Genomic DNA, 18,859 nt, shown 5'->3' on the forward strand with positions numbered 1-18,859 from the left:
AGCAGTGGCAACTTCTTCTTCAGAAAGATTCAGCGGTCTGTTTCTTCGCTTTAATGACGGACGGGTATTATCATGATAAAAAATAATAAAAATCAACAAAACATTTCGGCAGAAAAATTTACTGATCCGCAAGAACTTCATCGAGGGCTAAGTGCACGTCATATTCAATTAATTTCCATTGGCGGTGCCATTGGCACCGGCTTATTTATGGGTTCAGGAAAAACCATTGCGGTATCCGGTACATCGATCATTATTACCTATGCCATTGTGGGTTTCTTTGTCTATATGGTGATGAGGGCGATGGGGGAATTACTTCTCACCAAACTGAATTATCGCTCTTTTGCTGATTTCGTATCTGATTATTTAGGGACGAAAGCGAGTTTTTTTCTCGGCTGGACTTATTGGATGAGTTGGATTGTCTCCTGTATTGCTGATGTTGTTGTTTGTGGCGGATATATTCAATATTGGTTCCCGGGTGTCTCTCTTTGGGTACCTGCGTTTTTGACTCTGGGATTACTTTGTACTTGCAATCTTCTTTCTGTGCGATTATTTGGCGAAGCGGAATTCTGGTTCGCGATTATTAAAGTGATTGCGATTTTAGCGTTGATTATTGTTGGTATTGGTATGGTGATGATAGGTTGGCAATCACCGGATGGGATGACGGCGTCAGTTAATAATCTGACTGATCCGTCAGTATTTCTGCCGAATGGTATTTTTGGTTTTTTTGCCGGTTTCCAGATAGCGATTTTTTCTTTTACGGGTGTTGAGCTGGTGGGTACCATGACAGCGGAAACAAAAGATCCGGAAAAAATATTGCCGAAAGCGATCAAGAAGATTCCGATAAGAATTATTATCTTCTATATTTTCTCCATGTTAAGCATCATTGCGGTGACTTCTTGGGGAAGGATTTCATCTGAAACCAGTCCTTTTGTCACCTTATTTGCTTTGGCTGGTTTGCCTGCTGCTGCCGCTATTGTTAACTTTGTTGCATTAACGTCAGCAATGTCCTCCGCTAACAGTGGATTATATGCTTGTACGCGTATGCTTTATGGTTTGTCAACTGAAAGAAATGCGCCCCGCAAATTTAAAATTCTTTCCCGTAATACCGCAATTCCTGTACATAGCCTGATATTTTCCTGTTTCTGTATGATCGTTGGCACGTCACTTTTATTTATCATGCCGAATGTCATAAGATTATTTACTATCGTATCAACCGTTGCCTCTGTTATGGTGATTTATAGCTGGTGTATGATATTAGTGGCCTATTTAGCTTATCGTAAACATCATCCTGATTTGCATAAGCGCTCAATATTTAAGATGCCTTTGGGGGTGTCAATGACTTGGATAACGCTGGTTTTTTTCGCACTGACCATCGTCGTCATGGTTTTTGATCCCGATACACTGGTTGCACTTTGTGGCACCCCTTTATGGTTCATTGCGTTAGGTATTTTGTGGCGCATAAAGAAGAAAAATGAGGCGCAGGAAGAACATGGTCATTCCTCATAAAAAAAATAATAATCTCAGATCAAAGACTGGGATTATTATTTATGTGAGATATATTGGCGGTAATATATGAACTAAGCATTTGTGCATATATTACCATCCTATATTTAAGACTCACTCCTCGTTTCATGATTACGATAATCTTTATCCGGAGAGTTACAGGTTATTTTTGAAGTAATATTGTATTCTCCATTTTTGGATACTCTGACAAAATCTACACTTACTGGTAGAGCATAATTTATTGCAGTACCGAGTATAGTAAGTAGACCTGTTAGTTCTTTTGAAGAAGTTGTGACTCCATCAAGTACAAAATGGTAATAATTATTTTCTTTGTCTACCAATGTGAATGACACATATATCTCACCATCGCCGATAGAAACAGGAAAAGTATAGTCTTTAATGATGCCAGATACTCTTTCATTTATTTTTAAGATACTGGTATTTTTCATGTATTCTCCATATGTTTTTCCATGCAACGGAATTTATTGTACGAAAATCAGTGGCATATTTTGAGGTATAAATCTTCCTTATGCTTTATGTATGCCCAGCCAGAAGTTTTGTATGGGCATATAAGGAATAATGGAGTTTTTGATTTAATATTTAATTCATACGCCTCCGAATTTATCAACAGCGGCATTGTAATGTTTTTTTAACAAACTTGTCTCAGTGTAATTAACTGATCTTGATTGAATATCAATTTTCGTCTCCTTCCCTGGATCTTTCTTACTTTTTCCTGCCCAATTTACAATTCGAAGCCGCCAATCGACAACTGCTTCACCAATAGCATCAACGTTATCGCCATCAGGGTTAAGGGCAATTTGGATGGCTGTTGCTTTTTGACCAGAGTCGAAATCTGCTTTGTCATCCGAGCTCAGTCCGGCAAGCCAGCCACTCATAATAGACTCCATGCTTTTCTTATCAAGTGGAGAAATCAGTGTTGCAGATGTTGTATATGCGACTTTAACAAATGCTTCTTTGATTGCATCCACAGTTGAATAATAAGACTTGTTATGAGATGCAGCGGAGACCTGACCAGGGAAATCCTTGTATTGGGTTTTAAGCCAGTTAAAAATTTCTTCATTTCTGGTAATGTAATCCAGCTGTCTCATTTCATGTAGCGCTCCATCAGGCTCCCAAAGCCCCTTGGATATTGTGACGACAGAGTTATGAAGGTGATTAATTCCGAATGCTTGGTACGCCCCATTATATAATTGTGATCTGACATCTGTGATGTATTGCTGAAGTTTATCCAGGGTTGTTTCTTCGCAGGTAAGACCAAGGATAGTTAATGTGTCTTTCAAACTTTCGACAGTGACTTGATCTGGGGTGATACTGTATAGCTTAAAGGGGAATCCACCTTCTTTGATAACCATAATTTTCTCCATATAATTTAATAGGATGTTTTTATTGACATATCTAAATAATTCAAAATGCATCAAAACTACATCAATACTGAGCTTTAATTATTATAAGTATTAGACTTTAATTATTAATAGCAAACTCACTTTTGTGTTTAAAGTCACATTTTATAAAAATAAATAGATTCTCACCCAATTTTCCTTTTACTGTAATAATAAATATAGTTGAGTAAGTGTTCTCTGAATTATTTTCTCACATTGAATGAGTTAGGTATTATCCTTTATGAAAAAAATGGAATTTATATAAATTAGATAGATAATTTTATTACGATTACATTATTTAGGCCATTATGGCATAAGAACAATAACCACTTTATCGCATATATTGTTGACATATTGTTACTATTTTGTTTTTATATATTTAAATTAAATATTTTTTATTTTAATCATATTGGAATTTGTTTTTGTTTTTTATGATTTAATAACATATCTTTATTTAAGTCAAGTAGTAACAAGAGAGAATAATGTAATCGGTTAATTTATCATATGTCACCTGTAATGATATGTTATTAAAATAAGTATATTAAATAGCTTTTCATAATACCGATACAGTTGGTCTATTTGATTAATGTCCGAGTAGTGCAAGTCTGATGCTTGATAGGCAGCATTAACTTATCTCTCTGCTATGCATAGCGCACAGCCCTTGCTACACAAAGCGTTGTACGGAGTGGAGCACTATTTTGGAAAGTTATTTAATAACAACAATGAAATTTATTTTTATTCCATTGAACGTTAAACTTCTTAATTAAACAAAGCAAGGAGATAAGTATGATTTTGAATAAAAAAGTTTTCCTGATTTCCCCATTTTTACTCGCTATGAGTAGTTTTAGTATGGCATGTAAGACAGATCCACAGATAGAAAAAATAATCACTAAAAATGGACTGGAAAATACCAAAGTGATGTCTATGTATAAAAATTGCACACTTTCAGTCTTGGCAAATACACCTAATAAAGTGACATTAGTCAATAAGAAAGCGGCAAAACGTGATGATGAAGCAAAAAATGCGATGTACTGGTATAGAGGGATGGAAATAAAGGAATATAAAGTATTTCACCAGAATAAGTATAAAAGCCTTCCTTGTGTTAAAGGAGAAAGTTTTTGTGGCATTGCTCCCCAATATACCTATTCGCAAAGTTATCTGACAAATAAAAAACCTGGAGTTGTTATTGAGTTTAGTACAATAGAACCGAAATGGTTATATAATGACTTTACAACTAAGCATAAGTGTCAAGTTAAAGCTGAGGGAGGAGGCACATACGGGCTTGGTGTGACAGGAACATCAGCGAGTTGTGATGACCAATACAAGAAACTTGGAATAGGGAATGTATTTAATAAGTGGCTTGAAAAACCAGCAAAAATAGATGTTATAATTTCTTATGTATTATTAGCAAAATAAGATTTTATATCTTTTTTCAGTTTTGTGATTGTTAGTTTTAAATGTTTCTTTTCAGAATATACAGCACCGAAACATTCATGATTTCGGTGCTTTTTATTGGTGATAGATTCATACATAAATTGTAATCTTATGAGGTTGTTTATATTATTATGATATAAAAAACCAATAGTTATTACGTCATTATAGATAACATGTAAATATTGATAAATAATTTATTTTATATGTTATTGAAATTGTGTTGTTTTTAAATTTTCTCTGTCTTGTCTATCATATATTTAAATAAAATTTTTTAATTTAATTGTTCTGTAATTTGTGTTTTTTGATTTAATAATCTATCTTTATTTTATAACAATGTTATGTATTAGGTAATTATATTCTTATGAAGTTGATATGTGTTTATTAATTATAATGTAAACATGAAGTGCCCAATATCTGCGGCACAATTAAATTTTTCTGTAGTAACTTATATTTTTACTTGGCAAACATAATTAGATTTCAATCAAACGGGTGAACAACAAATGCTGAATATCCTGCTTCTGGGCCATGATGACATGTGCTGAGATCTGATTAACATTATCTATTGAGTAAATAATTCGGTATCCACCTGATGTATTGCATTCACGGTATTTGCTGCAACCTAGTTTCATGAGTTCGGCAGAAATAGGTGATCCCTCAGGAAAAGAGCAAACTTTATTTTCAAATTCCTTCACTAGTTTTTTAATTATTGGCCTTGGGTCTATTTCCTTACTGCGCAAAAATTCTGAAATAACTTTTACGCTGGTTTTAGCTGTTTCTGTATATTGAACGGTAACATTATCTGACATTTTTGATGGCATTTAGCTCTCCGGTTATTAACCGCTCATATATTTGCCAATAACTGATCACTGGTATAGGTTCGCCCTTGTTCTTTATCTTTCTCAGAAAGTGTGAGTAATTTAAGCAAAGCTATTGCTTGATCTCGTTGTTTTCTTTCTGTAAATGATTCAATAACATAGGCTGGTACACCATTTTGTGTGACCAGAATTGGTTCAGATAATTCAAGAGCAGAGGCGTTCTTTTTTATAAAGCTGATCGTTTCAATTCTCATTATGACCTTCTAATCATTTTTGTAATTAATAGTATGCTTCCTCAAGTCTGGTGTGTCAGCGCTTGTCACTACCGTCCATGATGTGATTAAGTTGGCTGATTGGTCTAAATATAGTTTTTATTTGGTCTGCTTGCAAATTTTTATCTCACTCTACTTTGCGCTATAGAATGACGTTGATGATAGTACGTTCTTGAAGATATCAGTTTGAATTGGAAGCGATTTAGTTTAATAGAGAAATAGGAGAGGGGTTAGTAAGGACTGAGTTTTGTGTAGAATTCAGTCCTTATATTCGTTTGATATGCCAGAAACGGTTACGTTTCTCCCTGTGCCGATTGAATAGCCGTTAGTGCAACAGTGTAAACAATATCGTTTACTAAAGCGCCACGGGACAGGTTGTTAACCGGTTTACGCATACCTTGCAGCATTGGCCCGATAGAAACCAGATCCGCAGAACGTTGTACCGCTTTATAAGTGGTGTTGCCGGTGTTCAAATCAGGGAAGATAAACATGGTAGCTTGACTGGCAACCGGTGAGTTTGGCGCTTTGGATTTCGCTACATCTGCCATGATTGCGGCGTCATATTGCAGTGGGCCATCAATGATCATAATGAATTCACAACTAGACATGAGTGTAAAACTAAAGCAGAAGGTGGAGGAACATATGGGCTTGGTAGAACCGGAACATCGGGTGATAAAGTGAGTAGCTGTGTTCCTGGATATAAGGTAGGGGTTGAATTTAATAAATGGTTATCTGGAAATAAAATACAAGCTCAAGTTTCTTATGCATTATTACCAAAAAAACCACCAAAATAGGCTTTAACATCTATTTTGTCATTATGTCATTATGTCATTATTAGCCCTAAATTTGTGCAAATAAATATATACCCGTCATCTTTCAAGTTGCCTCTTTGTTGGCTGCACTCACTCACCCCGGTCACATCGTTATCTATGCTCCCGGGGATTCGCTCCCTTGCCGCCGCGATGCATCTTGAAATCCATAGGGTATAAACACGAAGTGCTGCATATCTGCGGCACAATTAAATTGTTTTTTGCAGTTCATTGCGCGCAGCCTGAGCCAGAAAACCACTTCTGCTGCCATATTCAGGATGATCATGAACAATCGTGTCAATACGATACAACAAACGATGTGGAAGGGTAATATTGATACGTTCTGCTCTGCCATCGAATTTATCCATATTGACATCAATTAAGAGCCATTGACCACCAGCATAATCACAAATATTTTCAGCGAGATGCTCTTGCATTGTTCTGGCCTTGGGGAGTTCTGATTCATTTTGCGCTAATAATTCAAAGTGTGCCTCAATAGCACTTTTAGCATCTTGCCAGGTTTCTTCAAGTGTATCGCCAGCAAAATAACAGCCGGGTACATCAGGAAACCAGCCGCTTGCGCTGCCATCTGTATCAACTTCAATAAAAGCGGGGTATAACATATTTTTTCTCCTGATTTAAGTATTTTTTGGTTTACTTTATTGAAGATCTACATCTTTCATAATCTTGTGTAATGTTCCAATCTTTATGTCTTTCCGTGGATGAGGAACGGTTATAACGAGCGAGAAGTCAGGATGCCTGAATTGATGATGGCTACCTTTTATTCGCTCTAAAGCCCAGCCATTTTTTTCTAACAGCTTTATTAACTCTGAACTTTTCACCTTGCCTCCGTGCGTTATTGATAACTGTATATATTACGCATTATACACACTGTCGCAATGTTAAAATGGGAATGAAAAGGAAAATAAAAAGGCTGAACCCAGTGAAATACAGGGTTCAGCCTTTATCAATCATCAATCTGCTATGGATGAGAAACGGTTACGCTTCTCCCTGTGCCGATTGAATCGCCGTCAGTGCAACAGTGTAAACAATATCGTCTACTAAAGCGCCACGGGACAAATCGTTCACCGGTTTACGCATACCTTGCAGCATTGGCCCGATAGAAACCAGATCCGCAGAACGTTGTACCGCTTTATAAGTGGTGTTGCCGGTGTTCAAATCAGGGAAGATGAACACGGTAGCTTGACCGGCGACCGGTGAGTTTGGCGCTTTGGATTTCGCTACATCTGCCATGATTGCGGCGTCATATTGCAGTGGGCCATCAATGATCAGGTCCGGGCGTTTTTCTTGCGCCAGACGGGTTGCTTCGCGAACTTTCTCAACATCACTGCCCGCACCGGAGTTACCGGTAGAGTAGGAGATCATAGCAACGCGAGGTTCGATACCAAATGCTTTAGCCGAATCCGCCGATTGAATAGCGATTTCAGACAGTTGTTCAGCCGTCGGATCCGGGTTGATTGCACAGTCGCCGTAAACCAGAACTTGTTCTGGCAGCAGCATAAAGAACACGGATGATACCAGTGAGCTGCCAGGTGCGGTTTTGATTAACTGTAATGGTGGACGGATCGTGTTTGCCGTGGTGTGTACCGCACCGGAAACCAAGCCGTCAACTTCACCCTGTTCCAGCATCAATGTACCCAGAACAACGTTGTCTTCCAATTGCTCGCGTGCGACGACTTCGGTCATGCCTTTGTTTTTACGCAGTTCAACCAGACGTGGGACATAACGCTCGCGTACAGCAACCGGATCAACAATTTCAATGCCGGTACCCAGTTCTACTCCTTGAGCAGCTGCAACACGGCGGATCTCTTCTGGATCGCCCAGCAGCACACAGCGCGCAATACCCCGGTCAGCACAGATAGACGCCGCTTTCACGGTACGAGGCTCATCACCTTCAGGCAGAACAATCCGCTTACCTGCTTTGCGTGCCTGCTCAGTGAGTTGATAACGGAATGCTGGCGGCGACAGGCGGTGTGGACGTTCAGAATTCGCTGTCAGTGAGTCAATCCACTCTTTGCTGATGTGCTGTGCGACGTAGTTTTGCAGTTTTTCGATACGTTCATGGTCATCTGCCGGGACTTCCAGGCTGAAACTTTGCAGGCTGAGGGAAGTCTGCCAGGTGTTGGTATCAACCATAAAGACGGGCAGGCCAGTGCCGAAAGCACGTTCACACAGTTGCTTAATAGGTTCATCAATGGCATAGCCGCCGGTTAGTAGAATCGCACCGATTTCAACACCATTCATGGCCGCCAGGCAAGCTGAAACCAGAACATCTGGACGATCAGCAGACGTCACCAGCAGGGATCCCGGACGGAAGTGTTCCAGCATATGTGGAATGCTGCGTGCACAGAAGGTCACGGATTTCACACGGCGGGTTTTGATTGCGCCTTCGTTGATAATGCGGGCGTTCAGGTGTTTTGCCATATCGATTGCACGCGTCGCAATCAGATCAAAATTCCATGGAATGCAGCCAAGGATTGGCAATGGGCTATTTTTAGCCAGTTTGTTTGGATCAATGTTAGCTACGATGGCTTTTGAGGATTCATCAAAGATTTCTGACAGATCAGGACGGGTACGGCCTTGATCATCAACCGGCGCATTCAGTTTGTTAATGATAACACCGGTAATGTTCTGGTTTTTGCTGCCACCAAATTCAGCACGGGCCAGTTCAACGCGTTCTTTCAACTGCTCTTGGGAATCGTTACCCAGTGCCAGTACGAACACAATTTCAGCGTTCAGTGTTTTAGCGATTTCATAGTTCAGCGATTGGGAGAACGGATGTTTACGGGTTGGAACCAGACCTTCAATCAGGATAACTTCTGCGTCTTTGGTGTTTTCGTGGTAAAGGGCCACGATCTTTTCCATCAGGACATCTTTCTGGTTCGTGGTCAGTAAAGATTCCACATAGGCCATATCCAGTGGTTCAGCGGTTTTAATGCTGGAATGAGAACGGATGATTGCAGTGGTTTGATCTTGTGCGTCACAGCAACGGGACTGGGCGATGGGTTTGAAAACACTCAGGCTGACGCCTTTTTGCTCCATTGAGCGGATAACACCCAAACTAACACTGGTCAGACCGACGCTGGTGCTGGTAGGGATCAACATAATTGTGCGGGACACGGAAACCTCTTTACGGTTGCTCGTTGGTCAAGATAGTACCGCCAGCAGTTGCTGGCGGTGTGCAAAGTATTACGCGGTCAGGCGTGCAGCGTCTTGAGCGATGACTAATTCTTCATTCGTCGGGATCACCAGAGCAGGACGGCTGTTGTCGGTCGTGATGGTACCGGATTTACCGAAGCGGGCAGCCAGATTGCGTTCGTGATCATATTCAAAACCTAACAGAGCCAATTTTTTCAGCACCAGTTCACGCACCAGTGAGGAGTTTTCACCGATACCACCGGTAAAGATAATGGCATCCAGACGGCCTTCCATCAGGGAAGAGTACGAACCAACGTATTTAGCCAGACGGTGGCAGTAGACATCCATAGCACGTTTGGCATCGGTTTTGGTTTCGTAGTTATCTTCTATATAACGGCAGTCGCTGGTGACTTCTGTCAGACCCAGCAGGCCAGATTCTTTGGTCAGCAGTTTGTTGATTTGTTCAACACTCATGCCCAGAGCATCATGCAGGTGGAAAATGATAGCAGGATCGATATCACCGCTGCGAGTACCCATGACCAGACCTTCCAATGGTGTTAATCCCATAGAAGTGTCAACACTCTGACCATTAACGATAGCGGAGATAGAACCACCATTACCCAGATGGCAGATGATAACATTCAGCTCTTCAACCGGTTTGTTCAGCATTTTCGCTGTCTCACGGGAAACGAAGAAGTGGCTGGTTCCGTGTGCGCCATAGCGACGGATACCATGCTCTTTATACAGGTTGTATGGCAGGGCATACAGGTAAGCTTCTTCCGGCATGGTTTGATGGAAAGCGGTGTCGAAAACGGCAACGTTTTTGTCCACCAGATGTGGGAAGCCTTTTTTCGCTTCTTCAATACCAATCAGGTGAGCAGGGTTGTGCAGTGGTGCGAATGGAACCGCATCTTTAATCCCCTGAATAACGTCATCATTGATGGTGACAGAAGCGGTGAACTTTTCACCGCCGTGCACAATGCGGTGACCGATGGCGGCGATTTGAGCAGAAAGTTCTGGTTTTTCCGCCAGAATCGTATTAACAATAAAGTTCAATGCTTCACTGTGGGCTGCACCCGCACCTAAAGCAGCTTCATGTTTTGCGCCATCCATTTTCCACTTAATACGGGCTTCAGGCAGGTTAAAACACTCAGCTAGACCAGAAAGATATTCTTCACCGTTAGTAGGATCGATGATAGCAAATTTCAGAGAAGAGCTACCGCAGTTGAGAACCAGTACCAGCTTACTTGACATGGAAATACCTATATCTTGTTTATCATTGAGTCTTACAGATAAGACATGTGATTAATAAAACGTCAATTACTCATCAGCATAGCGTATAATAGTGATGACGTTAAATGATTAACATCATGCCAGACGTAAAGAGCATGATGATAAGGTTTATATTTTTTTAAGACTCCTTTTTCACCCGCCTGGTGTTAAATCATAGGGTGATTTGTTAACAAAATGAGCCTAAATACAATAAAAAAGGTAAAATATGCTGCTTTACTGCTATGGACAGTATAAAAGTGGGTGTAGGATACCGATAGCCAGCAGTAAAGACAAAATATACTTAATCCTACAAAAAATATTTTATAGTTTACAGACTTTTTTTAAAAATTATGTTTTTAATTGATCGAGGTCATGATGAGCACAATGCCTCCTGCCAGTAGCGGATGGATAAGAAAGATGCGACTGGGACAGCAATATATGAAGACTTGGCCGATTGAGAAACAACTGGCGCCCATGTTTCCTGAAAACCGGATTATTAAAGCAACCCGTTTTGGTATCCGGTTTATGCCACCGTTGGCTATTTTTACGCTGACGTGGCAAATCGCACTGGGTGGTCAATTAGGCCCGGCTGTTGCGACTGCGCTGTTTGCGTGTAGTTTACCTATGCAAGGATTATGGTGGTTGGGGAAACGGGCATCAACACCCTTGCCTGCGACGTTGCTGAAATGGTTTCATGAGATCCGTGATAAATTTGTCGAAGCCGGTATTGCAATGGCACCGGTGCAACAAACGCCGACTTATCAATCTCTCGCAGAACTGCTGAAACGGGCGTTTAAACAACTCGATCGGTCGTTTCTTGATGATATTTAGCCGGAAGAAATTGAAAAAACAGACATATTGTTGATCGCAACTGGAGATTTTCCCTCAATAAAATGGTCTACTGATCACGTTTTCGACACCGTATCTTCTTTAATTTGTTGATAGAGGCCATTTTGAATAGCGAACTCTTGTGGGTGCTGACCCTGCTATTGATAGCTATCGTTCTGTTTACCACCAATAAACTTCGTATGGATATTGTCGCGTTATTGGTGATTATCGCGTTTGTTATGAGTGGAACCTTGACGCTGGGTGAAGCAACCGGTGGTTTCAGTGATCCCAACGTTTTGTTGATAGCCGCTTTGTTTGTTATTGGTGAAGGGCTGGTGAGAACCGGTGTCGCTTATCAAATGGGGGACTGGTTGGTAAGGGTCGCTGGAAACAGTGAAACCAAGATGTTGGCGTTACTGATGATGACAGTTGCTGGTCTTGGTGCTTTTATGAGTTCTACGGGGGTGGTGGCGATTTTCATTCCTGTGGTGCTGAGTGTGGCGGCTAGAATGAAAATTTCGCCGGGGCGGTTGATGATGCCACTGAGTTTTGCCGGGCTTATCAGTGGCATGATGACGTTGGTCGCGACGCCACCCAATATGGTCGTTAACAGTGAATTGATACGGGAAGGGCTGCCCGGTTTCAAATTTTTCTCCATTACCCCTATTGGTGTTTTGATTCTGTTTGCTGGCGTTGGCTATATGCTGGTTGCGCGTCATTGGCTGGCAAGAAACCAGTCTGATAACGGTAATGATAAATGGAACCGCCGCACTTTCCGTGACCTTATCCGCGACTATAAATTATCAGGTCGTGCCCGTCGCCTGGCAATCCGGCCAGGTTCCCCGCTGATTGGCCTCTCTCTTGATGAATCGAATCTGCGTGCTCGCTATGGGGCTAATGTCGTTGGTATTGAGCGCTGGCGGCGTTTCCGGCGTGTTATGGTCAGCGCGGTCGGCAATACGGAATTGAGAGAACGGGATGTCTTGCTGATTGATATGTCAGACAGTGAGGTGGATCTGCGTGAATTTTGCAGTGAACAATTGTTGGAGCCGATGGTGTTGCGCGGGGAATATTTCTCCGAACAATCCCGTAATGTGGGTATGGCCGAAGTTTCTTTGATCCCAGAATCAGACTTATTGGGTAAGTCCCTGCGGGAAATAGGTTTTCGTACCTGCTACGGTTTGAATGTTGTCGGCGTTCGGCGTGAGGGTGAACCGTTGTTGGGTAAACTGGTGGATGAACCACTGCAACTTGGGGATATTTTACTGGTTATTGGTGACTGGAAACTGATCCGCGTCCTGCAAACTAAAATGCGCGATTTTATTGTTCTCAATTTGCCCGTTGAGATTGAGGAAGTGGCACCGGCAACATCTCAGGCTCCACATGCACTTTTTAGTTTGGCGCTGATGGTTGCCATGATGCTGACCGATGAAGTACCTAATGTGATTGCCGCGTTGATAGCTTGTCTGTTGATGGGGAAATTCCGTTGTATTGATATGGAAAGTGCTTACCGTTCTATTCACTGGCCCAGTATTATCCTGATTGTCGGAATGATGCCGTTTGCACTGGCATTACAGAAAACGGGTGGGGTTGATCTGATTGTCCGTGGCTTGATGGATATTGCGGGTGATATGGGGCCGAGGGGAATGCTGTTATGTCTGTTTGTACTTTGTGCCGTAATCGGTTTGTTTATTTCCAACACGGCAACGGCGGTATTAATGGCACCGATAGCCATTGCTGCGGCGCGTGAAATGGCAGTATCGCCTATGCCATTCGCCATGATTATTGGTGTGGCCGCTTCTGCCGCATTTATGACCCCGGTTTCATCACCGGTGAATACGCTGGTTCTTGGCCCCGGCGGTTATAAGTTCTCTGATTTTGTCCGTTTGGGCGTGCCGTTTACCATTTTAGTGATGGTGATTAGTGTGCTGGTTATCCCTTGGTTGTTCCCATTCTAATCTGGGATGTCGAGGCTAATCTCGTCTAGCGACAGGCTGAACCCCGGCACAAAAACTGTCATAAAGTAATCCATCTCTTGGCTGTGGCGAGCAGCCAGGGTTTTTTCAAGTCGGGCTTTTGCCAGATTGAATTCACTGTTACCTGCTGATAGCTCTTCCAGACATTTGAGATAAGCGCACAGGGAGTCAGCTTGTTTAACAATAGAAATTTCTTCTTCTGTATGCTGGCTGTCATCCAATATCGGACGAAAATCTTCTTGCAACTCTGCTGGTAGCATTTCCAGTAATTTTTTCTGTGCGATTTTTTCTATCTTTTTATATTCCCGTGCAATATGCGGGTTGTGATATTTGATAGGGGTGGGTAAATCCCCGGTGATAATTTCGCTGGCGTCGTGATACATCGCCAGCAACGCAATGCGTTCAGCATTCACATTGCCACTGAATTTGCGGTTTTTGATAATCGCTAAAGCGTGTGCGACAAAGGCCACTTGCAGGCTGTGTTCAGAAACATTTTCTGTGCGTACATTGCGCATGAGAGGCCAACGGTTAATCAGTTTCAGACGGGAAAGGTGGGCAAAAAAGTGGCTCATACTCATCTCTATACAGTGGGAAATTGTTTTCATTGTGAGCGGTTGGCAGGGGTAAGTAAACTTTAAAGTCTTTCCTTAATTTTTACCCTTTGGATGCAGAGGGGACACTCGGTTTGTCCGGCACATTAACCCTATTTGCCAACGGAAACTCAGACCGTATAACGCCAGTGTTATGACCGACTAATTTACATTTACTATTAACTGGCAATGTTATGATCGCAATGGGTATATTTTTTTAAAGAAATTTATTTTCCCACTCCATTTTATATACAATTTGCATACAAAAATTTCATATAATTTACAATAGTTCATTATTCCTCCAAGTGATCTCCTTTATCAAGTTTAATAAATGCGATGTTTAATTCTTTTATATCCCGCCAATGCCTTATATAATCACTACAAATTCCTCGGTGAAAATAAAAAAAACGCGTCTGTGTTACCGGTAAAAAATGAAAATTGACTGACCTTAATTTTGTAAAGTATCGTCATTTGATATCAATAAAGAAAGTAATGGAAATGGTTACCAAAGATTTCTGGCTGACAGGTGACGTGTTCACCCGTGAAGGCAAATCGGTCAGATTAATTCATCGGTGTAGAAGAAAGTCGGTTTCCTTCTACACTGATAGAACTCATGGTATGAATAATGCCTGTTATCAGTAATATCCGCTTATCGAATGGTTCTTATTTTTACTGATGATATTTGCCAATAAATCGGGCGAATTTCTGAATGGCCATTTCCAATTCATCAAGCCTTGGCAGTGTTACGATGCGGAAGTGATCGGGTTCCGGCCAGTTAAATGCAGTTCCCTGCACGAGAAGGACCTTCTCCTGTAATAAGAGATCCAGCACCATCTTCTGGTCATCATGAAGGTTAAAACGCTTCGCATCAATTTTCGGGAACATATATAAAGCCCCCTTAGGTTTTACACAGGAAACGCCAGGGATTTGATTAATTAATTCCCATGCGTGGTTGCGTTGTTCGTACAAACGACCACCAGGTAAAATGAATTCACTGATACTTTGGTAACCACCCAACGCGGTTTGAATAGCGTGTTGCATTGGCACATTTGCGCATAAACGCATTGATGCCAGCATCTCTAAACCTTCAATATAGCTCTTGGCGTGCTTCTTCGGACCGTTTAATACCATCCAGCCCTGGCGAAAACCGGCAACCCGATATGTTTTAGATAATCCGTTAAATGTTACCGTTAACAGGTCAGGGGCAAGTGCGGCAATTGAATGATGCTCTGCATCGTCATATAAGATTTTATCGTAAATCTCATCAGCAAAAATAATCAAATTATGCTGACGGGCTATTTCAACAATTTCCAGTAACAGCGCCTTACTATATACAGCACCCGTTGGATTATTGGGGTTAATAATCACAATCCCGCGCGTGCGTGGGGTAATTTTGTTACGGATATCATCTAAGTCAGGAAACCAATCTGACCCCTCATCACACATATAATGTACGGCTTTTCCACTGGAAAGTGAAACCGCCGCAGTCCAGAGAGGATAATCGGGGGCAGGAACCAGCATTTCATCACCGGTATTCAGCAATGCCTGCATTGCCTGAACGATTAATTCAGAAACACCATTGCCGATATAAATATCTTCAACACTCACATCCAGCATATTCCGGGCTTGATAATGTTGCATGATCGCTTTACGTGCAGAATATAGACCTTTTGAATCTGAATAACCCTGTGCTGTTGGTAAGTTTCGGATAACATCTACCAGGATTTCATCGGGTGCTTCAAAACCAAAAGGGGCCGGATTACCGATATTTAATTTGAGGACTTTGTTACCTTCTTCCTCAAGGCGTTTAGCTTCCTTGAGTACCGGCCCGCGGATGTCGTAACAAACATTATCCAATTTGTTGGATTTTTTAACTGCTAGCATAGAGAGTCTTACCTTAATCTTGGTAAAAAGGGGTGTCTGGCATATAGCGTCTGACATTTAATGTACTCTTCCCTCCAGGTGTTTTGAAGATGCATTGATATATTTGGTTAAAATGGTTGTTTTAGTAGGGGTGTTGTTATTCTAGTATCTTTTTATGTAAATTATGTCAGTGTTAAATTCTTAAATTTATCGTGATGTTGAATTTATAATCTGAATTGTTCTTGTTTTTTAGTGTAGATATGGAGCATTTTTAACGTCACAGCGGTGGGGTTGCGTGGTTGTGGGGGGAAAATGAGCACAGCTCAATTTGCCAATAAAAATTATTGTGTTTTTATAATTTATTCTTATGTATAAGATTTGGCTTGAATTGGCAATTTAGAACTATATATTTTAGAAAGATCGAACAATATTTTTGATCATTTCTGGAAACTAGTTGTAAATTTATCTGAATAGGATTATCAAACATTAGTAATATTGTAGATTTTTACTTTATATTTAGTTTTTCTGATATAACTTATGTTATTCTTTGACGTGAGTCAGAAAACAAAATAACCAAACTAGAAATCACATATAGGGTGTTGTAAATAGGGATGGTCCTTAGTTTATTTAGGAATCCGAGTAACTTTTGCTAAGAAAGAGGAGAAAATAAAACCCACTATGGGTTCAATAGGTAAAAAAACAGCAGTAAATCTTTGCCCTATTTAATAGAGTAGAGTACTGTCTAATTGATGTTATTTAATTTGATAGTGCTTACGTAAAAACACCAGGTTAGTTAGTAATTAAAATCAAAAAAAAGTGATGAATAAACAATGATAAATGCAAATCGTCCGATAATGAATCTCGATCTCGATCTGCTAAGAACTTTTGTTGCTGTTGCTGATTTAAATACGTTTGCAGCAGCAGCAGCAGCAGTCTGCAGAACGCAATCGGCTGTCAGTCAGCAAATGCAACGTTTGGAGCAGTTGGTGGGCAGAGAGTTATTTGCCCGTCACGGCCGTAATAAGCTTCTTACAGAGCATGGGCTTCAACTTCTTGGCTATGCAAGACAGATCCTGCGCGCTAATGATGATGCTAGTGCATCATTAACTTATAGCGATGCAGAAGGTGAGTTAAGAATCGGTGCATCCGATGATACTGTGGATACACTGCTCCCTTTTTTGTTAAATCGCATTGCATCGGTTTATCCGCGAATGGCAATAGATGTTCGTATAAAGCGAACTCAATTTATTGAAAGTATGCTGGATAGCCATGAGATCGATTTGGCGTTAACAACGGCAAAGATCAGCCATCATCCAAGGGCTGTTCTGCGCTCAACACCGGTATTATGGCATTGTGCTCCTGATTTTCAGCTACAGCCAAACGAACCTGTGCCGCTGGTTGTGATGGATGAAACAAACCCATTCCGCCAGTTGGCGTTGGATACGCTGGATGAGGTCGGGGTAGCGTGGCGTATTGCTTATGAGGCTGCTTCTCTGTCGGCTGTTCGCACGGCAGTGAATGCAGAAGTCGGCATTACTGCCCGCCCTTTGGAAATGCAAAATGCTGATCTGCGTATTTTAGGCGAGAGTGAAGGGCTTCCTCGTTTGCCTGAAACTCAGTTCTCTCTATATAGACACAGTAATGAACAGAATGAATCTGTTCTGACAGTTTTTAGTGCGATAGAGAATAAGAAAACCCCATACACTATATCATCGGGTGTTTCTGAAGAACCGCTTTCTGATGATGGCGACATTATTGAAGAGTAATATCTAAAGCACTTAATCTTTTGCTAATACCTCCATTATGGATGAAAGGAGGTATTAGCTTTCCAGATATATTTATAAGTAATCATCAACTAAATTCACCTTATTTTGCCGTTATCATGATCATTGAATATACGGTGGCTTTTTTCTTAACCCCTTCCTGATTTGGTTAACAAATTGTTATATTGTTAACAAAGTAATAATTTGCAGAATTGATAAAATAAGAGTTTCTGTAGTTAACCGTGATTTTTTTCTTATCGCATGGATGAAAAATATAATTTCCTCAGATTTGAATGAATTATCATCAGCGGAAACATTTTTTTCTGTCAAACTGTGTACTTGATCAAAGAAATACCCCCTATGAAACAGTGGAAAGGCCGGTTTTTCCTGAGATAATGATGTAGTAAAAGCGAGTTATCGGTTAAACTGGATCCCGATGTAGTTTGCATGTCAAGTGACTGACACGTTTTAGCAGTGCGGTAGCACGATCCGTTAAGATTAAGTTTGTTGTTTGTAAATAAATGTTAGATTAATTTTGTCATAACAGACAAAATATTGTTGAGAGGAGTAAAAACCAAGAAGATTCACTCCATCAATCATTGATTAGCAGTGTTTCAGATTTGGTTGTTACCCCTTCCCTTGAATCGATGTGGTGCAACACTGCCAGACAAAAGAGCAGACATTTTTGACACCACTTTTGATGAGTAAGCAATGAGTATGTCAACATCCACTGAACTCTTTGCCCATCACTGGGCATTCGCGGTATTTCTTTTAGGTGCTTTCGGTCTGTGTGCTTTGATGCTGTTAGGGGCGTTTTTTCTGGGCGGGAGAGCTAAAGCCCGGGCAAAACATATCCCGTATGAATCAGGTATTGATTCTGTCGGCAGTGCTCGTCTCCGTATGTCGGCCAAGTTCTATTTGGTCGCCATGTTCTTTGTCATCTTCGATGTCGAAGCCCTGTTTCTATATGCATGGTCAGTCTCTATCAAAGAGAGTGGCTGGTTAGGTTTTATCGAAGCAAGTATTTTCATTTTGGTGTTATTGGCAGGCTTGTTTTACCTGGTGCGTATTGGTGCGCTGAATTGGACGCCATCCCGATCAAGTCGCCAGGTGAGTAAACCAAGCGTTGTGATTAACATTAACAATAGTCATCCGCAGTAATAGCGAGGCATAAA

17 protein-coding genes and 1 pseudogene are annotated in these 18,859 nt (G+C 41.0%); 7 read left to right on the forward strand and 11 right to left on the reverse strand.

Annotated features, from left to right (window positions below; all coding sequences use genetic code 11):
* The first annotated feature begins 72 nt into the window (after positions 1 to 72).
* Positions 73 to 1,506: an amino acid permease gene (locus ACUN2T_RS09745; RefSeq protein WP_445497295.1), complete on the forward strand. Its 1,434-nt coding sequence runs from the start codon at positions 73 to 75 to the stop codon at positions 1,504 to 1,506.
* Positions 1,507 to 1,610: 104 nt separating this feature from the next.
* Here the strand turns inward: ACUN2T_RS09745 and ACUN2T_RS09750 are convergent, their stop codons facing one another.
* Together ACUN2T_RS09750 and ACUN2T_RS09755 are read right to left on the reverse strand one after the other, a co-directional pair.
* Positions 1,611 to 1,952 (reverse strand): hypothetical protein, encoded by a 342-nt coding sequence (locus ACUN2T_RS09750; protein WP_445497296.1) that lies wholly within the window; start codon positions 1,950 to 1,952, stop codon positions 1,611 to 1,613.
* Positions 1,953 to 2,108: 156 nt separating this feature from the next.
* Positions 2,109 to 2,876, reverse strand: coding sequence for a hypothetical protein (locus ACUN2T_RS09755; protein WP_445497297.1), 768 nt, complete (start codon positions 2,874 to 2,876; stop codon positions 2,109 to 2,111).
* A gap of 813 nt (positions 2,877 to 3,689) precedes the next feature.
* On the opposite strand from ACUN2T_RS09755, the gene ACUN2T_RS09760 reads away from it, so the two are divergent.
* Positions 3,690 to 4,319: a hypothetical protein gene (locus ACUN2T_RS09760; RefSeq protein WP_350304353.1), complete on the forward strand. Its 630-nt coding sequence runs from the start codon at positions 3,690 to 3,692 to the stop codon at positions 4,317 to 4,319.
* A gap of 488 nt (positions 4,320 to 4,807) precedes the next feature.
* On the opposite strand, the gene ACUN2T_RS09765 is transcribed toward ACUN2T_RS09760, so the two are convergent.
* The 3 genes and pseudogenes from ACUN2T_RS09765 to ACUN2T_RS09775 all read right to left on the reverse strand — a co-directional run.
* Complete coding sequence (locus ACUN2T_RS09765; protein WP_350304351.1) at positions 4,808 to 5,155, reverse strand: type II toxin-antitoxin system RelE family toxin; 348 nt, start codon at positions 5,153 to 5,155, stop codon at positions 4,808 to 4,810.
* A gap of 23 nt (positions 5,156 to 5,178) precedes the next feature.
* Positions 5,179 to 5,406: a prevent-host-death protein gene (locus ACUN2T_RS09770; RefSeq protein ID WP_023045495.1), complete on the reverse strand. Its 228-nt coding sequence runs from the start codon at positions 5,404 to 5,406 to the stop codon at positions 5,179 to 5,181.
* A gap of 311 nt (positions 5,407 to 5,717) precedes the next feature.
* Positions 5,718 to 6,011: pseudogene (locus tag ACUN2T_RS09775) on the reverse strand (phosphate acyltransferase); the annotation flags it as partial.
* Between ACUN2T_RS09775 and ACUN2T_RS09780 the strand changes: the two are divergent.
* Positions 5,988 to 6,218 (forward strand): hypothetical protein, encoded by a 231-nt coding sequence (locus tag ACUN2T_RS09780; protein ID WP_445497298.1) that lies wholly within the window; start codon positions 5,988 to 5,990, stop codon positions 6,216 to 6,218. The pseudogene ACUN2T_RS09775 and the gene ACUN2T_RS09780 overlap by 24 nt on opposite strands.
* A 224-nt stretch (positions 6,219 to 6,442) precedes the next feature.
* Here the strand turns inward: ACUN2T_RS09780 and ACUN2T_RS09785 are convergent, their stop codons facing one another.
* From ACUN2T_RS09785 to ackA, 4 genes are all read right to left on the reverse strand, one after another.
* Positions 6,443 to 6,856 (reverse strand): type II toxin-antitoxin system HicB family antitoxin, encoded by a 414-nt coding sequence (locus ACUN2T_RS09785; RefSeq protein WP_445497299.1) that lies wholly within the window; start codon positions 6,854 to 6,856, stop codon positions 6,443 to 6,445.
* A 36-nt stretch (positions 6,857 to 6,892) separates the two neighbouring features.
* The gene (locus tag ACUN2T_RS09790; RefSeq protein WP_445497300.1) at positions 6,893 to 7,075 is read right to left on the reverse strand and encodes a type II toxin-antitoxin system HicA family toxin; all 183 of its coding nucleotides are present in this window, start codon (positions 7,073 to 7,075) and stop codon (positions 6,893 to 6,895) included.
* A 157-nt stretch (positions 7,076 to 7,232) separates the two neighbouring features.
* Positions 7,233 to 9,359, reverse strand: a complete 2,127-nt coding sequence (gene pta, locus ACUN2T_RS09795; RefSeq protein WP_445497842.1) for a phosphate acetyltransferase — start codon at positions 9,357 to 9,359, stop codon at positions 7,233 to 7,235.
* An 84-nt stretch (positions 9,360 to 9,443) separates the two neighbouring features.
* Positions 9,444 to 10,646 (reverse strand): acetate kinase, encoded by a 1,203-nt coding sequence (gene ackA / locus ACUN2T_RS09800; protein WP_445497301.1) that lies wholly within the window; start codon positions 10,644 to 10,646, stop codon positions 9,444 to 9,446.
* A 393-nt stretch (positions 10,647 to 11,039) separates the two neighbouring features.
* Here ackA and yfbV point away from each other — a divergent pair, with 393 nt between their 5' ends.
* Both yfbV and ACUN2T_RS09810 read left to right on the forward strand, forming a co-directional pair.
* Complete coding sequence (yfbV, locus tag ACUN2T_RS09805) at positions 11,040 to 11,495, forward strand: terminus macrodomain insulation protein YfbV (protein WP_445497843.1); 456 nt, start codon at positions 11,040 to 11,042, stop codon at positions 11,493 to 11,495.
* Between the two features lie 122 nt (positions 11,496 to 11,617).
* Positions 11,618 to 13,450, forward strand: a complete 1,833-nt coding sequence (locus tag ACUN2T_RS09810; protein ID WP_445497302.1) for an SLC13 family permease — start codon at positions 11,618 to 11,620, stop codon at positions 13,448 to 13,450.
* Here the strand turns inward: ACUN2T_RS09810 and yfbR are convergent.
* Both yfbR and ACUN2T_RS09820 read right to left on the reverse strand, forming a co-directional pair.
* Complete coding sequence (gene yfbR / locus ACUN2T_RS09815) at positions 13,447 to 14,040, reverse strand: 5'-deoxynucleotidase (protein WP_445497303.1); 594 nt, start codon at positions 14,038 to 14,040, stop codon at positions 13,447 to 13,449. The two genes, ACUN2T_RS09810 and yfbR, sit on opposite strands and share 4 nt — an antisense overlap.
* Before the next feature lie 687 nt (positions 14,041 to 14,727).
* Positions 14,728 to 15,942 carry a pyridoxal phosphate-dependent aminotransferase gene (locus ACUN2T_RS09820; protein WP_445497304.1) on the reverse strand — a complete coding sequence of 405 codons (1,215 nt, stop codon included), beginning with the start codon at positions 15,940 to 15,942 and terminating at the stop codon, positions 14,728 to 14,730.
* Between the two features lie 809 nt (positions 15,943 to 16,751).
* On the opposite strand from ACUN2T_RS09820, the gene hexA reads away from it, so the two are divergent.
* A complete protein-coding gene (gene hexA / locus ACUN2T_RS09825) occupies positions 16,752 to 17,687 on the forward strand; it encodes a transcriptional regulator HexA (RefSeq protein WP_445497305.1) in 936 nt (311 codons plus the stop codon).
* A 708-nt stretch (positions 17,688 to 18,395) separates the two neighbouring features.
* On the forward strand, positions 18,396 to 18,845 hold the full coding sequence (locus ACUN2T_RS09830; protein ID WP_023045489.1) for an NADH-quinone oxidoreductase subunit A: 450 nt from the start codon (positions 18,396 to 18,398) through the stop codon (positions 18,843 to 18,845).
* The last annotated feature ends 14 nt before the right edge of the window (positions 18,846 to 18,859 follow it).

Source organism: Photorhabdus machadonis, from assembly GCF_052657765.1.